Genomic DNA, 15,170 nt, shown 5'->3' with positions numbered 1-15,170 from the left:
AAGAGATAAAAATTTATTTTACGTTTTTACCAATGTTTTGTTGCTTTAAATGTGCAAATAATTTTCTCAAATCTAAACCAACCCAACTTAACCATGAAAAAATCAAAACAAGCCCTTTCATATCTCAACAAGTTACTAGTTATTAATTACGAAACAGAACGTGTTTTTTTAAGTGTTCTAGATCAGGCTGAAAATCCGTTATTAAAAAACTTTTTAAGAGTTGCTGGATATGAAAGAAACCAGTTCATAAAATCTTTGGATTCAAGTATAAGACAAAAAGGAATTACTCCAACTTATCCTGAAGACTCTTTGAAAACTGATGTTAAATTAAGTTCTGGATTAAGAAAAAAGATTTCTTCAAACGATAACCAATCAGCATTAAACGAAATAGGAAAAATACAAATAAAAGATATTGAGAAGTATAAAAAAATTCTCAACAATACTGACTTTCCTGACGATTTAGAAAAATCGTTGAGTAAACAGCTAGATACAATAGTGAACTCATTATACTCCATAGAAGTTCACAAAGATTTGTTGTCCAGAAATCCGAACACTATTTCTATATAATAAGTTTTAAAATATTTTGGTATTGATTTATATCTTTAAAGATATAAATCAATAAGGCCCTCCGGCGTTTTTACTAAAATAGTTTTGTTATCTCTATCAACTTTTAGAATAAATTCGTCATTCATTGGTATTAAAACCTCGGTACCATCTCTATCTATTTCGAAAAGCGATTGTGCTGTTGAATCATTTATGGCTTTTATAACACCAACATTTCCAAAGTTTTTGTCTGTTATATTAAACCCAATAACTTCATGAAAATAGAATTTGTTGCCTTCTAGTTTTGGTAATAAATCTAATGGAAGATATAGTCCACTTTTCATGATGGCATCAGCATCTGCTTCAACATCAACATCTTCAAATTTTATTCGAAGTAATTCAGATTTGTGTAGTTGAGAGCTTTCAACAAAAAAAGGAACTAGGTTATTTCTCAATTCTAAAAAAATAGCATCAAGATTTTCGTAAAGTTCAGGTTGGTCTGTATCCAGTTTTGCTAGAACTTCTCCTTTGAAACTGTACTTTTTTACAATTTTTCCTAGGTAAAAACATTCTTCTTTTTTCATTGAAAAAGTAATTTTTTGTCATTCCCGCGAAGGCGGGAATCTATTTTTAAGTTTGTCTAGAAATTTACAAGATTCCCATCTTCATGGGAATTATTTAACCAAACTCGACAGTTTGAGATCCCGCTCTTCAGTGGGATGTGTTGAAACACGTATTTTGTCGAAAAACAAAATACTATTTTACACAAAAAACTCCGATATTTCTATCGGAGCTTAAAAGTATAAAAAATTTGTTTTTTATTCTTCTTCGTTTGAAGCTTTTGCTTCTTCAGTAGCCTCTTCAGTTGCTTCCTCAGCTTCTTCAACAACAGGAGCAGCAGCAGCTATTCTTGCTTCGTTTACAGCTTTTTCGGCAGCTAGAGCTTCAGCTTTTGCTTTTGCATCAGCATCAGATAAACCATCAGCTTTCGCTTGAATTTTAGCTTCTTTTTCTTCTAACCAAGCAGTAAACTTTGCTTCTGCTTGCTCTTCAGTTAAAGCACCTTTTCTAACACCACCTGCTAGATGATTCTTTAATAAAGCACCTTTGTAAGACAATAATGTTTTAGCAGTATCAGTTGGTTGTGCACCATTCTGTAACCATGTTACAGCACCATCAACATTTAATTCAACAGTTGCTGGGTTTGTATTTGGATTGTAGATACCTAATTTCTCTAAGTATTTACCATCTCTTTTTGATCGTGCATCAGCTGCTACAATCCAATAAAAAGGTTTTCCTTTTTTACCGTGTCTTTGTAATCTAATTTTTACTGGCATAATAATTAATTATTTGAGGTTCTCGACCTCGGTTATTAATGAGGGCGCAAATATACCATATTTTTTTAAAAACCAATACTTTATTAAACACGAATTTAAAATAATAAACAAATAGGTTCTGGAGTTTTAAAGTCATGCAAGTAAGTAAGTGTGCCAGCGTTTTTATCAATACTAAATACGGCAATATTTTCTGTTTTTAGGTTAGCAACTAATAAGAATTTGCCAGTTGGATCTATTGTGAAATTACGTGGCCAAGACCCATGAACAAACATACTTTGTATTTTATTAAGTTTTCCGTTTTTAGTATTACGTTCAAAAACAGCAATGGTATTCTCGCCACGATTAGAACCATAAACAAAACGCTCATCTTTAGATATATGAATATCTGCACATTTGTTAAATTCAGTAAATCCGGGCTCTAAAGTGCTGTCTTCATCAATTTGCTTAAATCCTTTTTTTGTTCTTTTAATGGTAGTTATTGTAGCACCATATTCGTTAATAAGGTAAATAAACTTTCCGTCTTTAGTTAGTTTAAAATGTCGCGGACCAGGATTTCCTTTGGTTTTTACTATAGCATCAGATTTTAGTGTGTAAGCGTCATCTTTTAATATGTATTGATATACAGCATTTCTTCCTAAATCAGCCACAAATAATTCATCATTAAAAAATAAAGCAGAATGTGCATGAGATTCTCTTTCCTTGATATTATGATTAAACACCTGAGAGGCTTCTGCTAAACTTCCATCTTCATTAATAGGATACAATGCAATAGTACCTCCAGCGTAGTTTGATACAGAAATAGTTGTGCCCTCTTTATTTATTGAAATATGGCATGGGCCTTTTCCCCTACTACTCACGCGGGTAAGTAAAACCAAACTCCCATCATCTTTTATTTTGTAAGAAGAAATGAATCCACTTTCACTGCCATTTGTAGAATATAGATATTTTCTATCTGGAGAATAGGTTAAGAATGAAGGGTTATCTATTGGTATAGCGAGTTGTAAGTTGTTTAATTGTCCTGTTTCGGTATTAAAGTCCACTTTATAAATTCCTTTGCTACTTCCTTTGGTATATGTGCCCACATACAATTGGGTAGTCTGTGAAAAGCAGTTTAAAGTGAATGTTAGGATTAAGAGGTGCAAGAATGATTTCATGATAACTGTTAAATATTAAAAATCTAATTTATGATAAATTATCTTAATTAAGGAGTTAAAATGTTAATGCTTCTTAAAAGTATTATAAAACCTGTTAAACTCCTTGACAAAACTGTAGTTTGGACTTATATTGTAAGTGTACGATGTGAAACAATACGCATCTTTAAAGAATTTATTGAAATTTAAAATGAAAATGAAAAATGAAGTACACAGAAAAAATTTCAAACAAGTTAAATGAATTATTAATTAAAAACTATGATGCCGAAAAAGGGTATTTAAATGCATCTGAAAATGTAGATAGTCCAACATTAAAAATTTTCTTTAAACGAAGAGCGACAGAACGAAGCGAATTTGCTAAAGAATTAAGAACAGAGATTCTTCAATATGGAGAAATACCCGAGGATTCAGGAAGTTTCAAAGGTACATTACATAGAAACTGGATGAGTTTAAAATCGTTATTCTCATCAAATGATGAAGAAGCTATTTTAGAAGAAGCTATTCGAGGAGAAGAAGCTAGTTTAGAAGAATACGACGAGATTTTAAAAGATAGAACATTGCCGCCATCAATAGATGCCATGTTATTCAGACATAGAAACGCAATTCAGTCGGCTATTAATACTGAAAAAGTACAAGAAGAGTTAGTATCATAAGATATTAATATTCGGTTAAGAAGAACGCAGCCCATCGGGTTGCGTTTTTTGTTTACAACTGTTTATAACTTCATTTTAAAAAAGTACAAATTCTACCTATTTTTATATGCTCGTTATTCTAGAATTAAAAGTTTAACAATTCAATAAATAAACACCTCGTATGTACTTAATTTTCGATACTGAAACCACAGGTTTACCAAAACGTTGGGATGCACCAATTACAGATACTGACAACTGGCCAAGGTGTATTCAAATCGCGTGGCAACTCCACGACAATATGGGTAACTGTATCGAGAGTCAGGATTATTTGGTAAAACCAGAAGGCTTTAATATCCCGTATGATGCCGAAAAAATTCACGGTATTTCTACAGAATTAGCTGAAGAACAAGGTGTGTCTTTGGCTGAGGTTTTAGATAAGTTTAATGAAGCCTTAGGTAAAACCAAATTTGTTGTAGGGCAAAATGTAAAGTTCGATTTAAACATAATGGGTGCGGAGTTTGTGCGTGGCGCTGTTGCAAACCCTTTACAAGAACTTCCTGTTTTAGATACCTGTACAGAACATACGGCAAGTTTGTGCCAAATTCCAGGTGGGCGTTATGGTAAATTTAAATTGCCAACACTTACTGAATTGCATGAATTTTTATTTAGTGTACCTTTTTCTGAAGCGCATAATGCTACTGCCGATGTAGAGGCAACAACGCGTTGTTTTTTCGAGTTGGTGCGTTTAGGAGAGTACACGAAAGAACAGTTAGATGTTCAGTCCGATTATTTTGAAAACTTCAAAAAAGAGAATCCAGATACCATTCAAACTATCGGATTAAAGCACATTAATCTCAAAAAAGAAAGTGCTAAAATTCGAGCCCGTTTAGAAAAAGCAAAAGCTGGAATTTCTACCCAAGATATCAATCAAAATGCATCCGATTTATCAGATGTAGAATTCGTGCATTTACACAACCATTCGCAATTTTCGGTATTACAATCTACCATGAGTGTTTCAGATGTTGTAGCCGCTGCCGCAGAACACAATATGCCAGCTGTAGCATTAACCGATCATGCAAATATGATGGGTGCCTTTCACTTTGTAAATGCTGTAAATAAAGCAAATAAAAGCATTAAAGAAAAAATAGCAGCAGCCGAAGAAAGTGGCGAATCTACAGATGCTAAACTTATAAAACCTATAGTGGGTTGTGAATTTTTTGTATGCGAAGATCATGCAGATAAAACCAGAAAAGATAATGGCTACCAAATTGTATTGCTCGCAAAAAACAAAAATGGCTATCATAATTTGGCAAAATTATCGTCTCATGCTTTTGTAGATGGGTTTTACTATTTGCCAAGAATTGATAAAAAATTGATTCAGCAGTATAAAGAAGACATCATTGTACTTACAGGAAACTTATATGGTGAAGTACCAAGTAAAGTGTTGAATATTGGTGAGAACCAAGCCGAAGAAGCATTGCTTTGGTGGAAAAATGAATTTGGAGACGATTTGTATGTGGAGTTAATGCGCCATAATCAAGAGGATGAAAATCGTGTAAACCCTACGTTAATACAACTTGCCAAAAAGCACGATGTAAAGTTAGTTGCCACAAATAATACTTATTATAGAAACCAAGAAGATGCCAATGCGCACGATATTTTATTGTGTGTAAAAGATGGTGAAAAACAAGCCACACCTATTGGTCGTGGTCGTGGGTATCGCTACGGATTACCAAACCAAGAGTATTATTTTAAGTCTTCAGAAGATATGAAGGCTTTATTTCGCGACGTGCCCGAAGCCATTGTAAATGTTCAAGAAGTGGTTGATAAGGTTGAGGCGTTTCAGTTAGCGCGCGATGTATTATTACCTGCGTTTGACATTCCTGAGGAGTTTAAGCATGAAGAAGATGAAGTTGACGGTGGTAAACGTGGTGAAAATGCATACTTAAAACATTTGGTATACGAAGGTGCTAAAAAGCGTTATGGCGAACCGCTTACTGAAGAAGTTACAGAACGCCTTGATTTTGAGTTGAGCGTTATTGAAAATACAGGATATCCAGGGTATTTTTTAATTGTTGAAGATTTTATTCGCGAAGCCAGAAATATGGATGTATCGGTAGGTCCTGGGCGAGGTTCTGCAGCAGGTTCTGTGGCGGCATATTGCTTGTGGATTACAAATATTGACCCATTGAAGTACGATTTACTTTTTGAGCGTTTCTTAAATCCAGATCGTATTAGTATGCCCGATATTGATATTGATTTTGATGATGAAGGTAGAAGTCGTGTCATGGATTACGTGATTGAAAAATACGGATCTAACCAAGTAGCGCAAATCATCACTTATGGTACGATGGCTGCAAAATCCTCTATTCGTGATACCGCGCGTGTTTTAGATTTACCCTTGTTTGATGCTGATAGGATTGCGAAGTTAATCCCAACCATGTCTAAGCTAGGAAAGATTTTTGGTTTAGATGAAAAAGAACTCGGAAAGAAGTTTAGGGCAGAAGATTTAGAGAAAGTAAACGAACTTTTAAATATTGCCGATGGTAGCGATTTACAGGCAGAAACCGTAAACCTTGCCAGAACGCTTGAAGGTTCGGTAAGAAATACTGGAATACATGCCTGCGGCGTCATTATTACACCAGATGATATTACCAAATTTGTGCCTGTTTCTGTGGCAAAAGATTCTGATTTGTACGTCACGCAGTTTGATAACTCGGTTGTAGAAGATGCAGGATTATTGAAGATGGATTTCTTGGGTTTAAAAACGCTGACTTTAATTAAAGACACCGTTAAAATCGTTAAAGCTAAGCATGATATTCAATTGGATCCAGAAAGTTTTCCTTTAGATGATGAAGCAACCTACGCCTTGTTTCAACGTGGTGAAACGGTGGGTGTGTTTCAATACGAATCGCCTGGGATGCAAAAACACCTTCGGGATTTAAAACCAACGGTTTTTGAAGATTTAATTGCCATGAATGCCTTGTACCGTCCAGGACCAATGGAATATATTCCAAGTTTTGTGCGCAGAAAACATGGCGATGAGGAAATCGAATACGATTTACCAGCCATGGAGGAATATCTAAAGGAAACTTATGGTATTACGGTATATCAAGAGCAAGTAATGTTGCTGTCTCAAAGTCTTGCTGGTTTTACAAAAGGTGAAGCCGATGTACTCCGTAAAGCGATGGGTAAAAAGCAGATTGCTGTACTTGATAAAATGAAACCTAAGTTTATTGAGCAGGCCAGTGCAAACGGACATGATGCTAAAATTCTAGAAAAGGTTTGGAAGGATTGGGAAGCTTTTGCGAGTTACGCCTTCAATAAATCTCACTCTACATGTTACGCGTGGATTGCATACCAAACAGCGTATTTAAAAGCGCATTACCCAGCGGAATATATGGCTGCTGTTTTGTCTAATAATATGAATGACATCAAGCAGGTAACCTTCTTTATGGAAGAATGTAAACGTATGAAGTTAGACGTTTTAGGGCCTGATGTGAATGAGAGTTATTATAAGTTCTCGGTAAATAAAGACGGTGCGGTACGTTTTGGGATGGGTGCCATAAAAGGTGTGGGTCATGGTGCGGTTATGACGATTGTAGACAACCGAAAAGAAGATGGGCATTACAGTTCTATTTTTGATTTCGCAAAACGTATTGACTTAAGAGCAGCTAATAAAAAAGCCTTTGAAAATTTAGCCTATGCTGGTGGTTTTGATGGCTTTGGCGATATACATCGTGCACAATATTTTCATGATGATGGCGACGGGATTACCTTTTTAGAAAAGGCGATAAAGTTTGCTCAAAAATATAAGGAGAATAAGAATTCTGCACAAATAGATATGTTTGGTGAGCAGAGCAGTGTGCAATTTGCAGAACCCGAAGTGCCACCATGTGAAGAGTGGGGCACCATGAAAACCTTGAGTAAAGAGCGCGAAGTTGTTGGGGTTTATATTTCTGGACATCCGTTGGATGATTTTAGCATAGAGATTAAGGCTTTATGTAATGCTAACGTAGCTATGTTTAATCATTTGGAATCGTATTTAAATAGTGAACTTACTTTTGGAGGTGTAGTAACAGATGTGCAACATCGTGTGAGTAAACAAGGGAAAGGTTGGGCAATGTTTACCATTGAAGATTATACTGATAGTTTTGAACTTAGAATTTTTGGAGAAGAGTATCTAAAATATAGACACTTTTTATTACCTAATAATTTTGTTCAAGTAAAAGCCTTTATTCGTGAAGGATGGACAAATAAAGATACAGGAAAGAAAAGTGACCCTAGATTACAGTTTAATAATTTTCAATTATTGCATGATATTCTAGAGAAGGAAGCAAAAAAAGTGTCTTTTCATTTTAAATTAAAAAATGTTGAGAAGGAATTTATAAGAAGTCTTAATGAGTTGTTGAATCAACATGAGGGAGATTGTAAAGTAGATTTTGTAGTATATGATGATGATATTACTGTCGAAGCTTTAAGTAGAAATACAAAAATCAAAATGTCTAAAGAGCTTTTAGATGATTTGACTGAAAAAGAAATAGTTTGTAAACTAAATAAAGTTTATTTAAACAAAATGAATTAAGAATAAAAATTAATATGAAATCAGAAATAATAAAATCATTGACTGATAATTTTGAAAACCATTCACAGACGACTGAGAATGGTATTGAATTTTGGTTTGCGAGAGATATTCAGCATCTTTTAGGATATTCAGAATGGAGAAATTTTCAAAAAGTAATAGTGAAATCTAAAATTTCTTGTGAAGCAAGTGATAATGTTGTTTCTGACCATTTTGTTGACGTCAACAAAATGGTAGCTCTTGGATCAGGAAGTAGTAGAGAAATTGAAGATATTATGCTTACAAGGTATGCATGTTATTTAATAGCTCAAAATGGAGATCCAAGGAAAGAGCAAATTGCTTTTGCTCAAAACTATTTTGCAATTCAAACGAGGAAATTTGAATTAATTGAACAACGTATTAAAGATTGGGAACGCTTACAAGCGAGACAAAAACTAACATTATCTGAAAAAGAATTGTCTGAATTGATTTATGAAAGAACAGGCAGCGATAAGAACTTCGGATTAATACGAAGTAAAGGTGATCAAGCTTTATTTGGTAGGTCTACTAGAGAAATGAAAAAAAAGTTGAATGTTCCGCAAAGTAGGGCATTAGCTGATTTTCTACCAACAATTACCATAAAAGCTAAAGATTTCGCAACTGAAATTACTGTTTTTAATACAAAAGAAAAAGGGCTGGCTACGGGACAGAGTATAACTACCGAACATATAAGGAATAATAGGGGAGTTAGAGGTTTGTTAAAAGAAAGAGGTATCAAACCTGAAGAATTACCTGCTGAAGAAGATATTAAGAAATTAGAAAGAAGAGTAACTTCAGAATCTAAAAAACTAGGAAAAAATCCAGATAAACTTAAATAGATTTATGAGTTTCGTTTATCCAAATAATCCCCCAAACTACTCAATTTATCATCCCAGAATTGCTCGTAGAGCTTTATCCATTTGTTAACTTCTTGTAGTTCTTTTGGGTTGGCATTACAAAAGCGTTCTCTTCCTTGTGAGTTAATGTAAACTAATCCCGCTTCTTCTAAAGTTTTAATGTGTTTGGTAACGCCTTGGCGCGTCATATCAAACTGATTTGAAATTTGAGTGATTGATAATGCTGAGGTTGCAATAACCAAGGCATGAAAAATATCACGCCTTGTTGGGTCTGCTATGGCTTTAAAAAGCCTGGTGATTTTATCCTGCATTAACTGTATCTTTTAAATAGCTAGTCAAACCGTTTATGCAATTGTCCCACCCGCCATTAAAGCTTTCGAACATTTCAATAGCCGTTTCGCCTGCATAGTTTGAAATACCTGTGTGTTCTAGGGTTAGTTTTGTGCCTTCAGCGGTGGATTCTAGTTCCCATTTTACAGTGGTTTCTGTTTCTGTTCCGCCAACAATCCATGTGTAAACTAAAACATAAGGATTTGCTTCTAAGATTTCTCCGCCAATGGTAGTACAGCCTTTTTCGTTTGGTGGAGATGTGAATAGGTATTTATATCCTTTTTCGGCTTTAAAATCGGCTGGGATAAACCATGTTGATATTTCTTCGGCTTTTGTAATGGCATTCCATACTTGGTCTATAGCGTGATTAAAAATTACTTCTTTTTTGATTGAATCTTTCATTATAGTTCGATTTTTGATTATTATGCAACTTTTTAGTTGCTTAACTGGAGTTTCAATTGGTATTCTGCACCCGCGCAAGGGATAGTAGAGGAAAGCCCACAGCGACCCCGTTTGGTGGGAGCGAGGACTTGTAACGGATAGCCCGACCCTTGTGGTTGCGCCCAAAACATTTAAATAAAACCAATTGATGCCATTATAGGGAAAACAAATTGCCTGTTTGTAAGCTTTGGGTTTTTTTTTGACTAATTTTGTGTAATTAAAATGATTTAAGAACTTATTAAAATATAAATATTATGGCATTAGAGATAACAGATGCGACTTTTGAAGAAACAGTTTTAAACAGTGATAAGCCTGTATTGGTTGATTTTTGGGCAGCTTGGTGTGGACCTTGTAGAATGGTTGGACCAATTATTGAACAAATTAGCGATGAATATGAAGGTAAAGCTGTTGTAGGAAAGGTTGATGTGGACGCGAACCAAGAGTTTGCTGCTAAATATGGTGTGCGTAACATACCTACTGTTTTAGTTTTTCAAAACGGAGAAGTAGTTGGAAGACAAGTTGGTGTTGCACCAAAAAATGCTTACACAGAAGCTATTGATGGACTTTTATAGAAAGTTTAATAAAAAGAAAGTTAAAAGGTTTGCCATAATGGTGAACCTTTTTTTATTTTAGTTGAATAAATATAAAAATAGAAATGAGTAAACCAATAAAAGTTCAGGACGCAATTAATAACAAATTTATAGAACAACGTAAAGTTTTTTTATGGGGTCAGGTAGATGATGAATCTGCTAAACATGTGATTGATAGATTACTCTATTTAGATGCTTTGGAAACTGCAGATATTCATTTATATATTAACAGTCCAGGCGGTTATGTAACTTCTGGTTTTGCTATGTATGATTGTATAAAGTCTTTAAATAGTGATGTGTCGACTATTTGTACAGGGTTGGCAGCTTCAATGGGGTCTATATTGTTATCGGTTGGTGCCAAAGGAAAACGTTTTATTCAGCCACATGCACGAGTGATGATTCATCAACCAAGTGGAGGAGCAAGAGGGCAAGCCAGTGATATTGAAATTACAGCTCAAGAAATTTTGAAAACTAAAGAGTTAAGCGCAAAAATTTTAGCAGATAATTGTGGACAAAGTTTTGAGAAAGTTATGAAAGATTTTAATCGAGACCATTGGATGGGTGCAGAGGAATCTGTGGCTTATGGGATTGTTGATGGTGTTATCTAATTTTTTAGAGAAGAGAAAATAGATAAGAGAATAAAGATGAGTTCCATTTTTGTTTGAAGTCTTATTTCTTGATTCTAATAGCGAAGTGGTCTGGCATCTTATAAAAAATGAATTTACAAAGCGAACTAAATAAAGCAGAAGGTTTTAAAAATCTTGAGTTACTTGCAAAACAAGTGGTTGAAGGCTTTATTGCCGGAATGCATAAGAGTCCGTTTCATGGGTTTTCAGCAGAATTTGCGGAGCATAAAATTTATAATCAAGGTGAAAGTACGCGACATATAGATTGGAAACTGTTTGCTAAAACAGATAAACTTTACACGAAACGCTATGATGATGAAACCAATTTGCGTTGTCATATTATATTAGATAATAGTAGCTCAATGCATTATCCGAAATTGGATTCGTTTTCGATTGATAGTTTAAATAAAGTTGGATTTTCAGCATTGGCAGCAGCCTCGTTAATGCAGATTTTGAAAAAACAACGTGATGCTGTTGGTTTAAGTATTTATAGTGATAATTATGATTATTATGCGCCTGAAAAAGGCAGTGAGCGGCATCATCAAATGTTGTTGAATCATTTAAGTGAAGCTGTGGTCTCAAAACCACAGAATAAACAAACAGAAACGTATAAGTATCTTCATGAAATAGCCGAAAAGATTCATAGACGCTCTATGATATTTTTGTTTACAGATATGTTTCAAACCTCTGAAGATGAGGTGAAGTTGTTTGAGGCTTTACGCCATTTAAAATACAATAAGCATGAAGTGGTTTTGTTTCATGTGTTTGATAAAGCTAAAGAATTAAATTTCGATTTTGATAATAAACCAAAAAGGTTTATTGATGTTGAAACAGGTGAGTATATTAATTTGTACGCCGATTCTATAAAAGAGGGTTACAATAAAACCGTAGACACTTATTTTGAAGCTTTACGATTAAAATGTGCTCAATACAAAATAAAGTATGTAGAGGCTGATATTAAGAAGGATTTTAATAACATCCTCACCACCTACATGATAGAACGTCAAAAGTTCTCTTGATAATTTTTTTCTATAAAAAAGAGAAAAAAGATTTGAGATATAAAAAAAGGCGTGTATATTTGCAACCGCAATAATGCAACGGTCTGGTAGTTCAGTTGGTTAGAATGTCGCCCTGTCACGGCGAAGGTCGCGGGTTCGAGTCCCGTCCAGACCGCAAAAATTGCAAAAGAAGCTCTGAGAAATTAGAGCTTTTTTAGTATTAAGATGTTGTGTTGTCCCAGAGGTGTCTGGGATGTAGTTTGCCAAAGTGATTTGGTAACCAATGGAAAGCTTTCCTTTTTCGAGTTATCGAAATTGTGAAGCTTTTTTGTTTTAGATCGCTTCAGGGATATAAAAATTTAATCAAGCATTTACGATCTGTAATAAATGTTACATAGAAAACTTCAATAAGTATTAATTTGGCTTTTAATTCTTTCAAACAAGGATTTGAAGGTTAATAGCTAGTATAAGGCGTATGTGTTTGCATATGCCTTTTTTTTGCTCTTCCTTAATTTACACTTCAATAAATTATACTATTAATTAGAAAGAACAAAAGAGAAAAATAAGGTTAACATGTGCGGTGTAGCTTTTCTTTTTTTATGTATTAGTTGTCAATTTTAAAATATGTTGTGATGAGTCTATCACAAGTTTTACAATCTTCACTATTTTTTTTAATAATACTTAGTCTATTAAATGCCTCATTGGGTTTATTATTAAACATGTCATAGATGGCATATTGTAAATAAAGGCGATAATAATCATAATCGGTTTTTGCTAATCGGGATGCTTTATTCATGTAATACCCTTCCAGAATAATATCTGTTTCCTCAACAAAGTCTGCATGCGCTTTTAAACGATAAATATCAAATTGATGTGAATTTATTTTCTCAGCTTCATTTATATAGAATCGGGTTTTTTCTATTTGATTTTCTAAAAAGTAGAATTTAGACAGGTTAATATAATCAGAAATAGATTTAACTTCAGGGTCTTCAATTTTTTTTAATAGTAAATTTTCGTATTCTGTCTTGTTATCTAAATAGCTATAAATGGATAATAAATTTGTATAAACTTCGTCTAGATTAAATTCGCCTTTTTTTTTGTTTATGGGGAAGATCTGTATTGCTTTTTGGTAATAATTAGTAGCGACCTCCGCGTCTTCAAAACAGAAGAAATTAATAAGTCCAAGGCATTTATATGCGGTATATGGATTTAACGTTTTATGCTTTAAGGAGCTGACCAACCAACGCTCTAGTTTTTTAATTTGTTTTTTTTCATTTTCAGAAAAATTAAAAAGTATTTTTCCACTTTCATTTTTATCAAAGAGGGTGACTTTTACAATAAGGTTAAAAAAAAACTTTAATTTATTCAGTTTTAAAGCGGCTTGCTTATCATTTAGTTTGTTACAGTAGATTTCGATGGATGACCAATCTATTAACTTGTTAAAATGCCTCTGACTTATTTCTTTTTTATAGGTCGGATCCATGGACATATATTTAGAAAAATGCTCTATGCTATTAATAATTATTAAATATAAAATAGAGATTTCTGGGAACGATTCGTTATTATTTAATCTATTAATGGTAAACTTTTTTGCCTTTTCATAGTTATTATTGGACAATAAAGATGTTAGGTATAATCCTAAAGATGCTTCTTCGTTGGGGTTTAAATTAAGCGCCTTTTTGGCGTCTTCAATGTATCCTTGCATACCTAGTTTAAATTTTAAATAACCTCTGGTGCCATAAAATAATGCCGAATCACTCTCGAAAAGCTTAACATCAATTTGCTCTAAAGCGGCTTTGTAGTAATTGTTGCTGTTATTTTTGTCATGAATTCTGTCATAATAATTGCCTATATCAAAGAGTAATTTAGAATTCAATGAGTCCTTAGTTAGAGAGTCTTTCAACTTTTCAAGGTATTCAGGACTTATGGATTTTTCGTCTTTTACATCATTGAAGGATGCTGCTAAATCTCCTGTGCTTAAATTAAACGTAAAACTTTCTTCAACATCTAGAACCTCTTTTTTACACCCTAAGAAGTCTTTTTTATCTCTGTCTATTAAATTTTTATTTAATTGGTAGGTTTGACTTTTTACTGGTATTACGAATAATATGAATATTGAAATTAAAATTTGTTTCATTGCATATAAATTTATACCAAATTATAAAATAATGAAGTTTAGGAGTCCGAGAACCTATTTAGAAGATGATATGGGATAAGTTTCTAAAGAAGAAAATGTTGTAAAATTCAGAATGAATCGTAGTATTCATATTGAAAGACTTTTAATTTTAGAGGGAAATTAAATATCAAGTTCAGATTTCAAGATTTAACAAATTTTATGATTTTGAAGTGACTAAAATAAAAATAATAGTTTCCAAAATCTTACTTAATGTTAATTCATAAAAGTAAATACCTAGGAAACATCTTAACTTTTTAATAAATTAGCTACTAGGAGTATAAAAGTAATAGTTTAGTAAGAATCTATAATATGTTATATATAATTGGTGGTGCATCAAGATCTGGAAAAACTATTATTGCAGAAGAACTATCGGTTAAAATGAAAATTCCTTATTTATCGTTAGATTGGATTATGATGGGTTTTACAAATGGAATTCCCGAATATGGAATTCATGATTTATTATTTCCAGATGACATAGCAGAAAGATTATGGAGTTTTTTAAAAGCTATGCTAGAGAGAGAGTATGATATTCGCTAAAACAAACTGTATTATTGAAGGAGAAGCCATTTTGCCAGAATTGATAATTGAACTGTTAAAGGATTATCCTGAAGAAATAAAAATATGTTTTTTAGGCTATTCAAATGTAAATATTGACCAAAAAGTAAATGAAATAAGATCTTTTAGTAAAAAAGAAAATGATTGGTTATTGGATAAGTCTGATGCTTATATTATAGATCATGTAAAGAATATGATTACTCATAGCAAGCTCATAAGGAAATCATGTATCAAAGTTGGATTGCCGTATTTTAATATATCAAAAAGCTTTACCAATCAAATTGAAGGTGTACAAAACTATATGTTAAATACTATATAACTAATATTCGAAAAG

Annotated in this window: 15 protein-coding genes and 1 tRNA gene; 10 read left to right on the top strand and 6 right to left on the bottom strand. The window is 33.2% G+C overall.

Annotated features, from left to right (window positions below):
- Window positions 1-93 precede the first annotated feature (93 nt).
- Window positions 94-567, top strand: coding sequence for a DUF2383 domain-containing protein (locus ABD939_RS04720; protein ID WP_345165082.1), 474 nt, complete (start codon window positions 94-96; stop codon window positions 565-567).
- A 35-nt stretch (window positions 568-602) separates the two neighbouring features.
- On the opposite strand, the gene rimM is transcribed toward ABD939_RS04720, so the two are convergent.
- The 3 genes from rimM to ABD939_RS04705 all read right to left on the bottom strand — a co-directional run bounded on the left by rimM (window position 603) and on the right by ABD939_RS04705 (window position 3,034).
- Window positions 603-1,127 (bottom strand): ribosome maturation factor RimM, encoded by a 525-nt coding sequence (gene rimM, locus ABD939_RS04715; RefSeq protein ID WP_345165079.1) that lies wholly within the window; start codon window positions 1,125-1,127, stop codon window positions 603-605.
- A gap of 234 nt (window positions 1,128-1,361) precedes the next feature.
- Complete coding sequence (locus ABD939_RS04710; protein ID WP_345165076.1) at window positions 1,362-1,880, bottom strand: 30S ribosomal protein S16; 519 nt, start codon at window positions 1,878-1,880, stop codon at window positions 1,362-1,364.
- Window positions 1,881-1,975: 95 nt separating this feature from the next.
- Window positions 1,976-3,034, bottom strand: a complete 1,059-nt coding sequence (locus ABD939_RS04705) for a lactonase family protein (RefSeq protein ID WP_345165073.1) — start codon at window positions 3,032-3,034, stop codon at window positions 1,976-1,978.
- Between the two features lie 200 nt (window positions 3,035-3,234).
- On the opposite strand from ABD939_RS04705, the gene ABD939_RS04700 reads away from it, so the two are divergent.
- The 3 genes from ABD939_RS04700 to dinD all read left to right on the top strand — a co-directional run bounded on the left by ABD939_RS04700 (window position 3,235) and on the right by dinD (window position 9,102).
- Entirely contained in the window at window positions 3,235-3,684 is a 450-nt protein-coding gene (locus ABD939_RS04700) for a ferritin-like domain-containing protein (protein WP_345165071.1), read from the top strand.
- 160 nt (window positions 3,685-3,844) lie between these two features.
- Entirely contained in the window at window positions 3,845-8,248 is a 4,404-nt protein-coding gene (gene dnaE / locus ABD939_RS04695) for a DNA polymerase III subunit alpha (RefSeq protein ID WP_345165068.1), read from the top strand.
- Between the two features lie 14 nt (window positions 8,249-8,262).
- Window positions 8,263-9,102 (top strand): DNA damage-inducible protein D, encoded by an 840-nt coding sequence (gene dinD, locus ABD939_RS04690; protein ID WP_345165065.1) that lies wholly within the window; start codon window positions 8,263-8,265, stop codon window positions 9,100-9,102.
- 2 nt (window positions 9,103-9,104) lie between these two features.
- Here the strand turns inward: dinD and ABD939_RS04685 are convergent, their stop codons facing one another.
- Both ABD939_RS04685 and ABD939_RS04680 read right to left on the bottom strand, forming a co-directional pair.
- The gene (locus tag ABD939_RS04685) at window positions 9,105-9,431 is read right to left on the bottom strand and encodes an ArsR/SmtB family transcription factor (RefSeq protein WP_345165062.1); all 327 of its coding nucleotides are present in this window, start codon (window positions 9,429-9,431) and stop codon (window positions 9,105-9,107) included.
- Window positions 9,421-9,852, bottom strand: coding sequence for an SRPBCC family protein (locus ABD939_RS04680; protein WP_345165059.1), 432 nt, complete (start codon window positions 9,850-9,852; stop codon window positions 9,421-9,423). Before ABD939_RS04680 ends, ABD939_RS04685 begins: the two co-directional genes overlap by 11 nt.
- A 293-nt stretch (window positions 9,853-10,145) precedes the next feature.
- Here ABD939_RS04680 and trxA point away from each other — a divergent pair, with 293 nt between their 5' ends.
- The 4 genes from trxA to ABD939_RS04660 all read left to right on the top strand — a co-directional run bounded on the left by trxA (window position 10,146) and on the right by ABD939_RS04660 (window position 12,280).
- A complete protein-coding gene (gene trxA, locus ABD939_RS04675) occupies window positions 10,146-10,463 on the top strand; it encodes a thioredoxin (RefSeq protein ID WP_345165057.1) in 318 nt (105 codons plus the stop codon).
- An 83-nt stretch (window positions 10,464-10,546) separates the two neighbouring features.
- On the top strand, window positions 10,547-11,089 hold the full coding sequence (locus tag ABD939_RS04670) for a ClpP family protease (RefSeq protein ID WP_345165054.1): 543 nt from the start codon (window positions 10,547-10,549) through the stop codon (window positions 11,087-11,089).
- Between the two features lie 107 nt (window positions 11,090-11,196).
- Complete coding sequence (locus ABD939_RS04665; RefSeq protein ID WP_345165051.1) at window positions 11,197-12,126, top strand: DUF58 domain-containing protein; 930 nt, start codon at window positions 11,197-11,199, stop codon at window positions 12,124-12,126.
- Between the two features lie 80 nt (window positions 12,127-12,206).
- Window positions 12,207-12,280: transfer RNA gene (locus tag ABD939_RS04660), tRNA-Asp, on the top strand.
- 429 nt (window positions 12,281-12,709) lie between these two features.
- On the opposite strand, the gene ABD939_RS04655 is transcribed toward ABD939_RS04660, so the two are convergent.
- Window positions 12,710-14,242 carry a tetratricopeptide repeat protein gene (locus ABD939_RS04655; RefSeq protein ID WP_345165049.1) on the bottom strand — a complete coding sequence of 511 codons (1,533 nt, stop codon included), beginning with the start codon at window positions 14,240-14,242 and terminating at the stop codon, window positions 12,710-12,712.
- Window positions 14,243-14,590: 348 nt separating this feature from the next.
- Between ABD939_RS04655 and ABD939_RS04650 the strand changes: the two genes are divergently transcribed.
- Both ABD939_RS04650 and ABD939_RS04645 read left to right on the top strand, forming a co-directional pair.
- A complete protein-coding gene (locus ABD939_RS04650) occupies window positions 14,591-14,818 on the top strand; it encodes a hypothetical protein (RefSeq protein ID WP_345165047.1) in 228 nt (75 codons plus the stop codon).
- Window positions 14,805-15,155: a hypothetical protein gene (locus ABD939_RS04645; protein ID WP_345165044.1), complete on the top strand. Its 351-nt coding sequence runs from the start codon at window positions 14,805-14,807 to the stop codon at window positions 15,153-15,155. The genes ABD939_RS04650 and ABD939_RS04645 overlap by 14 nt, the downstream gene beginning before the upstream one ends.
- The last annotated feature ends 15 nt before the right edge of the window (window positions 15,156-15,170 follow it).

This window comes from Algibacter aquimarinus, assembly GCF_039543265.1.
Classification (GTDB): Bacteria; Bacteroidota; Bacteroidia; order Flavobacteriales; family Flavobacteriaceae; genus Algibacter_B; species Algibacter_B aquimarinus.
This window is presented reverse-complemented; position numbering and strand designations above follow the sequence as displayed.

Bases quoted from the DNA above. Each gene is read 5' to 3' on its own strand.
- ABD939_RS04720 (WP_345165082.1), top strand. From the start codon at position 94: ATGAAAAAATCAAAACAAGCCCTTTCATATCTCAACAAGTTACTAGTT.
- rimM (WP_345165079.1), bottom strand. From the start codon at position 1,127: ATGAAAAAAGAAGAATGTTTTTACCTAGGAAAAATTGTAAAAAAGTAC.
- ABD939_RS04710 (WP_345165076.1), bottom strand. From the start codon at position 1,880: ATGCCAGTAAAAATTAGATTACAAAGACACGGTAAAAAAGGAAAACCT.
- ABD939_RS04705 (WP_345165073.1), bottom strand. From the start codon at position 3,034: ATGAAATCATTCTTGCACCTCTTAATCCTAACATTCACTTTAAACTGC.
- ABD939_RS04700 (WP_345165071.1), top strand. From the start codon at position 3,235: ATGAAGTACACAGAAAAAATTTCAAACAAGTTAAATGAATTATTAATT.
- dnaE (WP_345165068.1), top strand. From the start codon at position 3,845: ATGTACTTAATTTTCGATACTGAAACCACAGGTTTACCAAAACGTTGG.
- dinD (WP_345165065.1), top strand. From the start codon at position 8,263: ATGAAATCAGAAATAATAAAATCATTGACTGATAATTTTGAAAACCAT.
- ABD939_RS04685 (WP_345165062.1), bottom strand. From the start codon at position 9,431: ATGCAGGATAAAATCACCAGGCTTTTTAAAGCCATAGCAGACCCAACA.
- ABD939_RS04680 (WP_345165059.1), bottom strand. From the start codon at position 9,852: ATGAAAGATTCAATCAAAAAAGAAGTAATTTTTAATCACGCTATAGAC.
- trxA (WP_345165057.1), top strand. From the start codon at position 10,146: ATGGCATTAGAGATAACAGATGCGACTTTTGAAGAAACAGTTTTAAAC.
- ABD939_RS04670 (WP_345165054.1), top strand. From the start codon at position 10,547: ATGAGTAAACCAATAAAAGTTCAGGACGCAATTAATAACAAATTTATA.
- ABD939_RS04665 (WP_345165051.1), top strand. From the start codon at position 11,197: ATGAATTTACAAAGCGAACTAAATAAAGCAGAAGGTTTTAAAAATCTT.
- ABD939_RS04655 (WP_345165049.1), bottom strand. From the start codon at position 14,242: ATGAAACAAATTTTAATTTCAATATTCATATTATTCGTAATACCAGTA.
- ABD939_RS04650 (WP_345165047.1), top strand. From the start codon at position 14,591: ATGTTATATATAATTGGTGGTGCATCAAGATCTGGAAAAACTATTATT.
- ABD939_RS04645 (WP_345165044.1), top strand. From the start codon at position 14,805: ATGATATTCGCTAAAACAAACTGTATTATTGAAGGAGAAGCCATTTTG.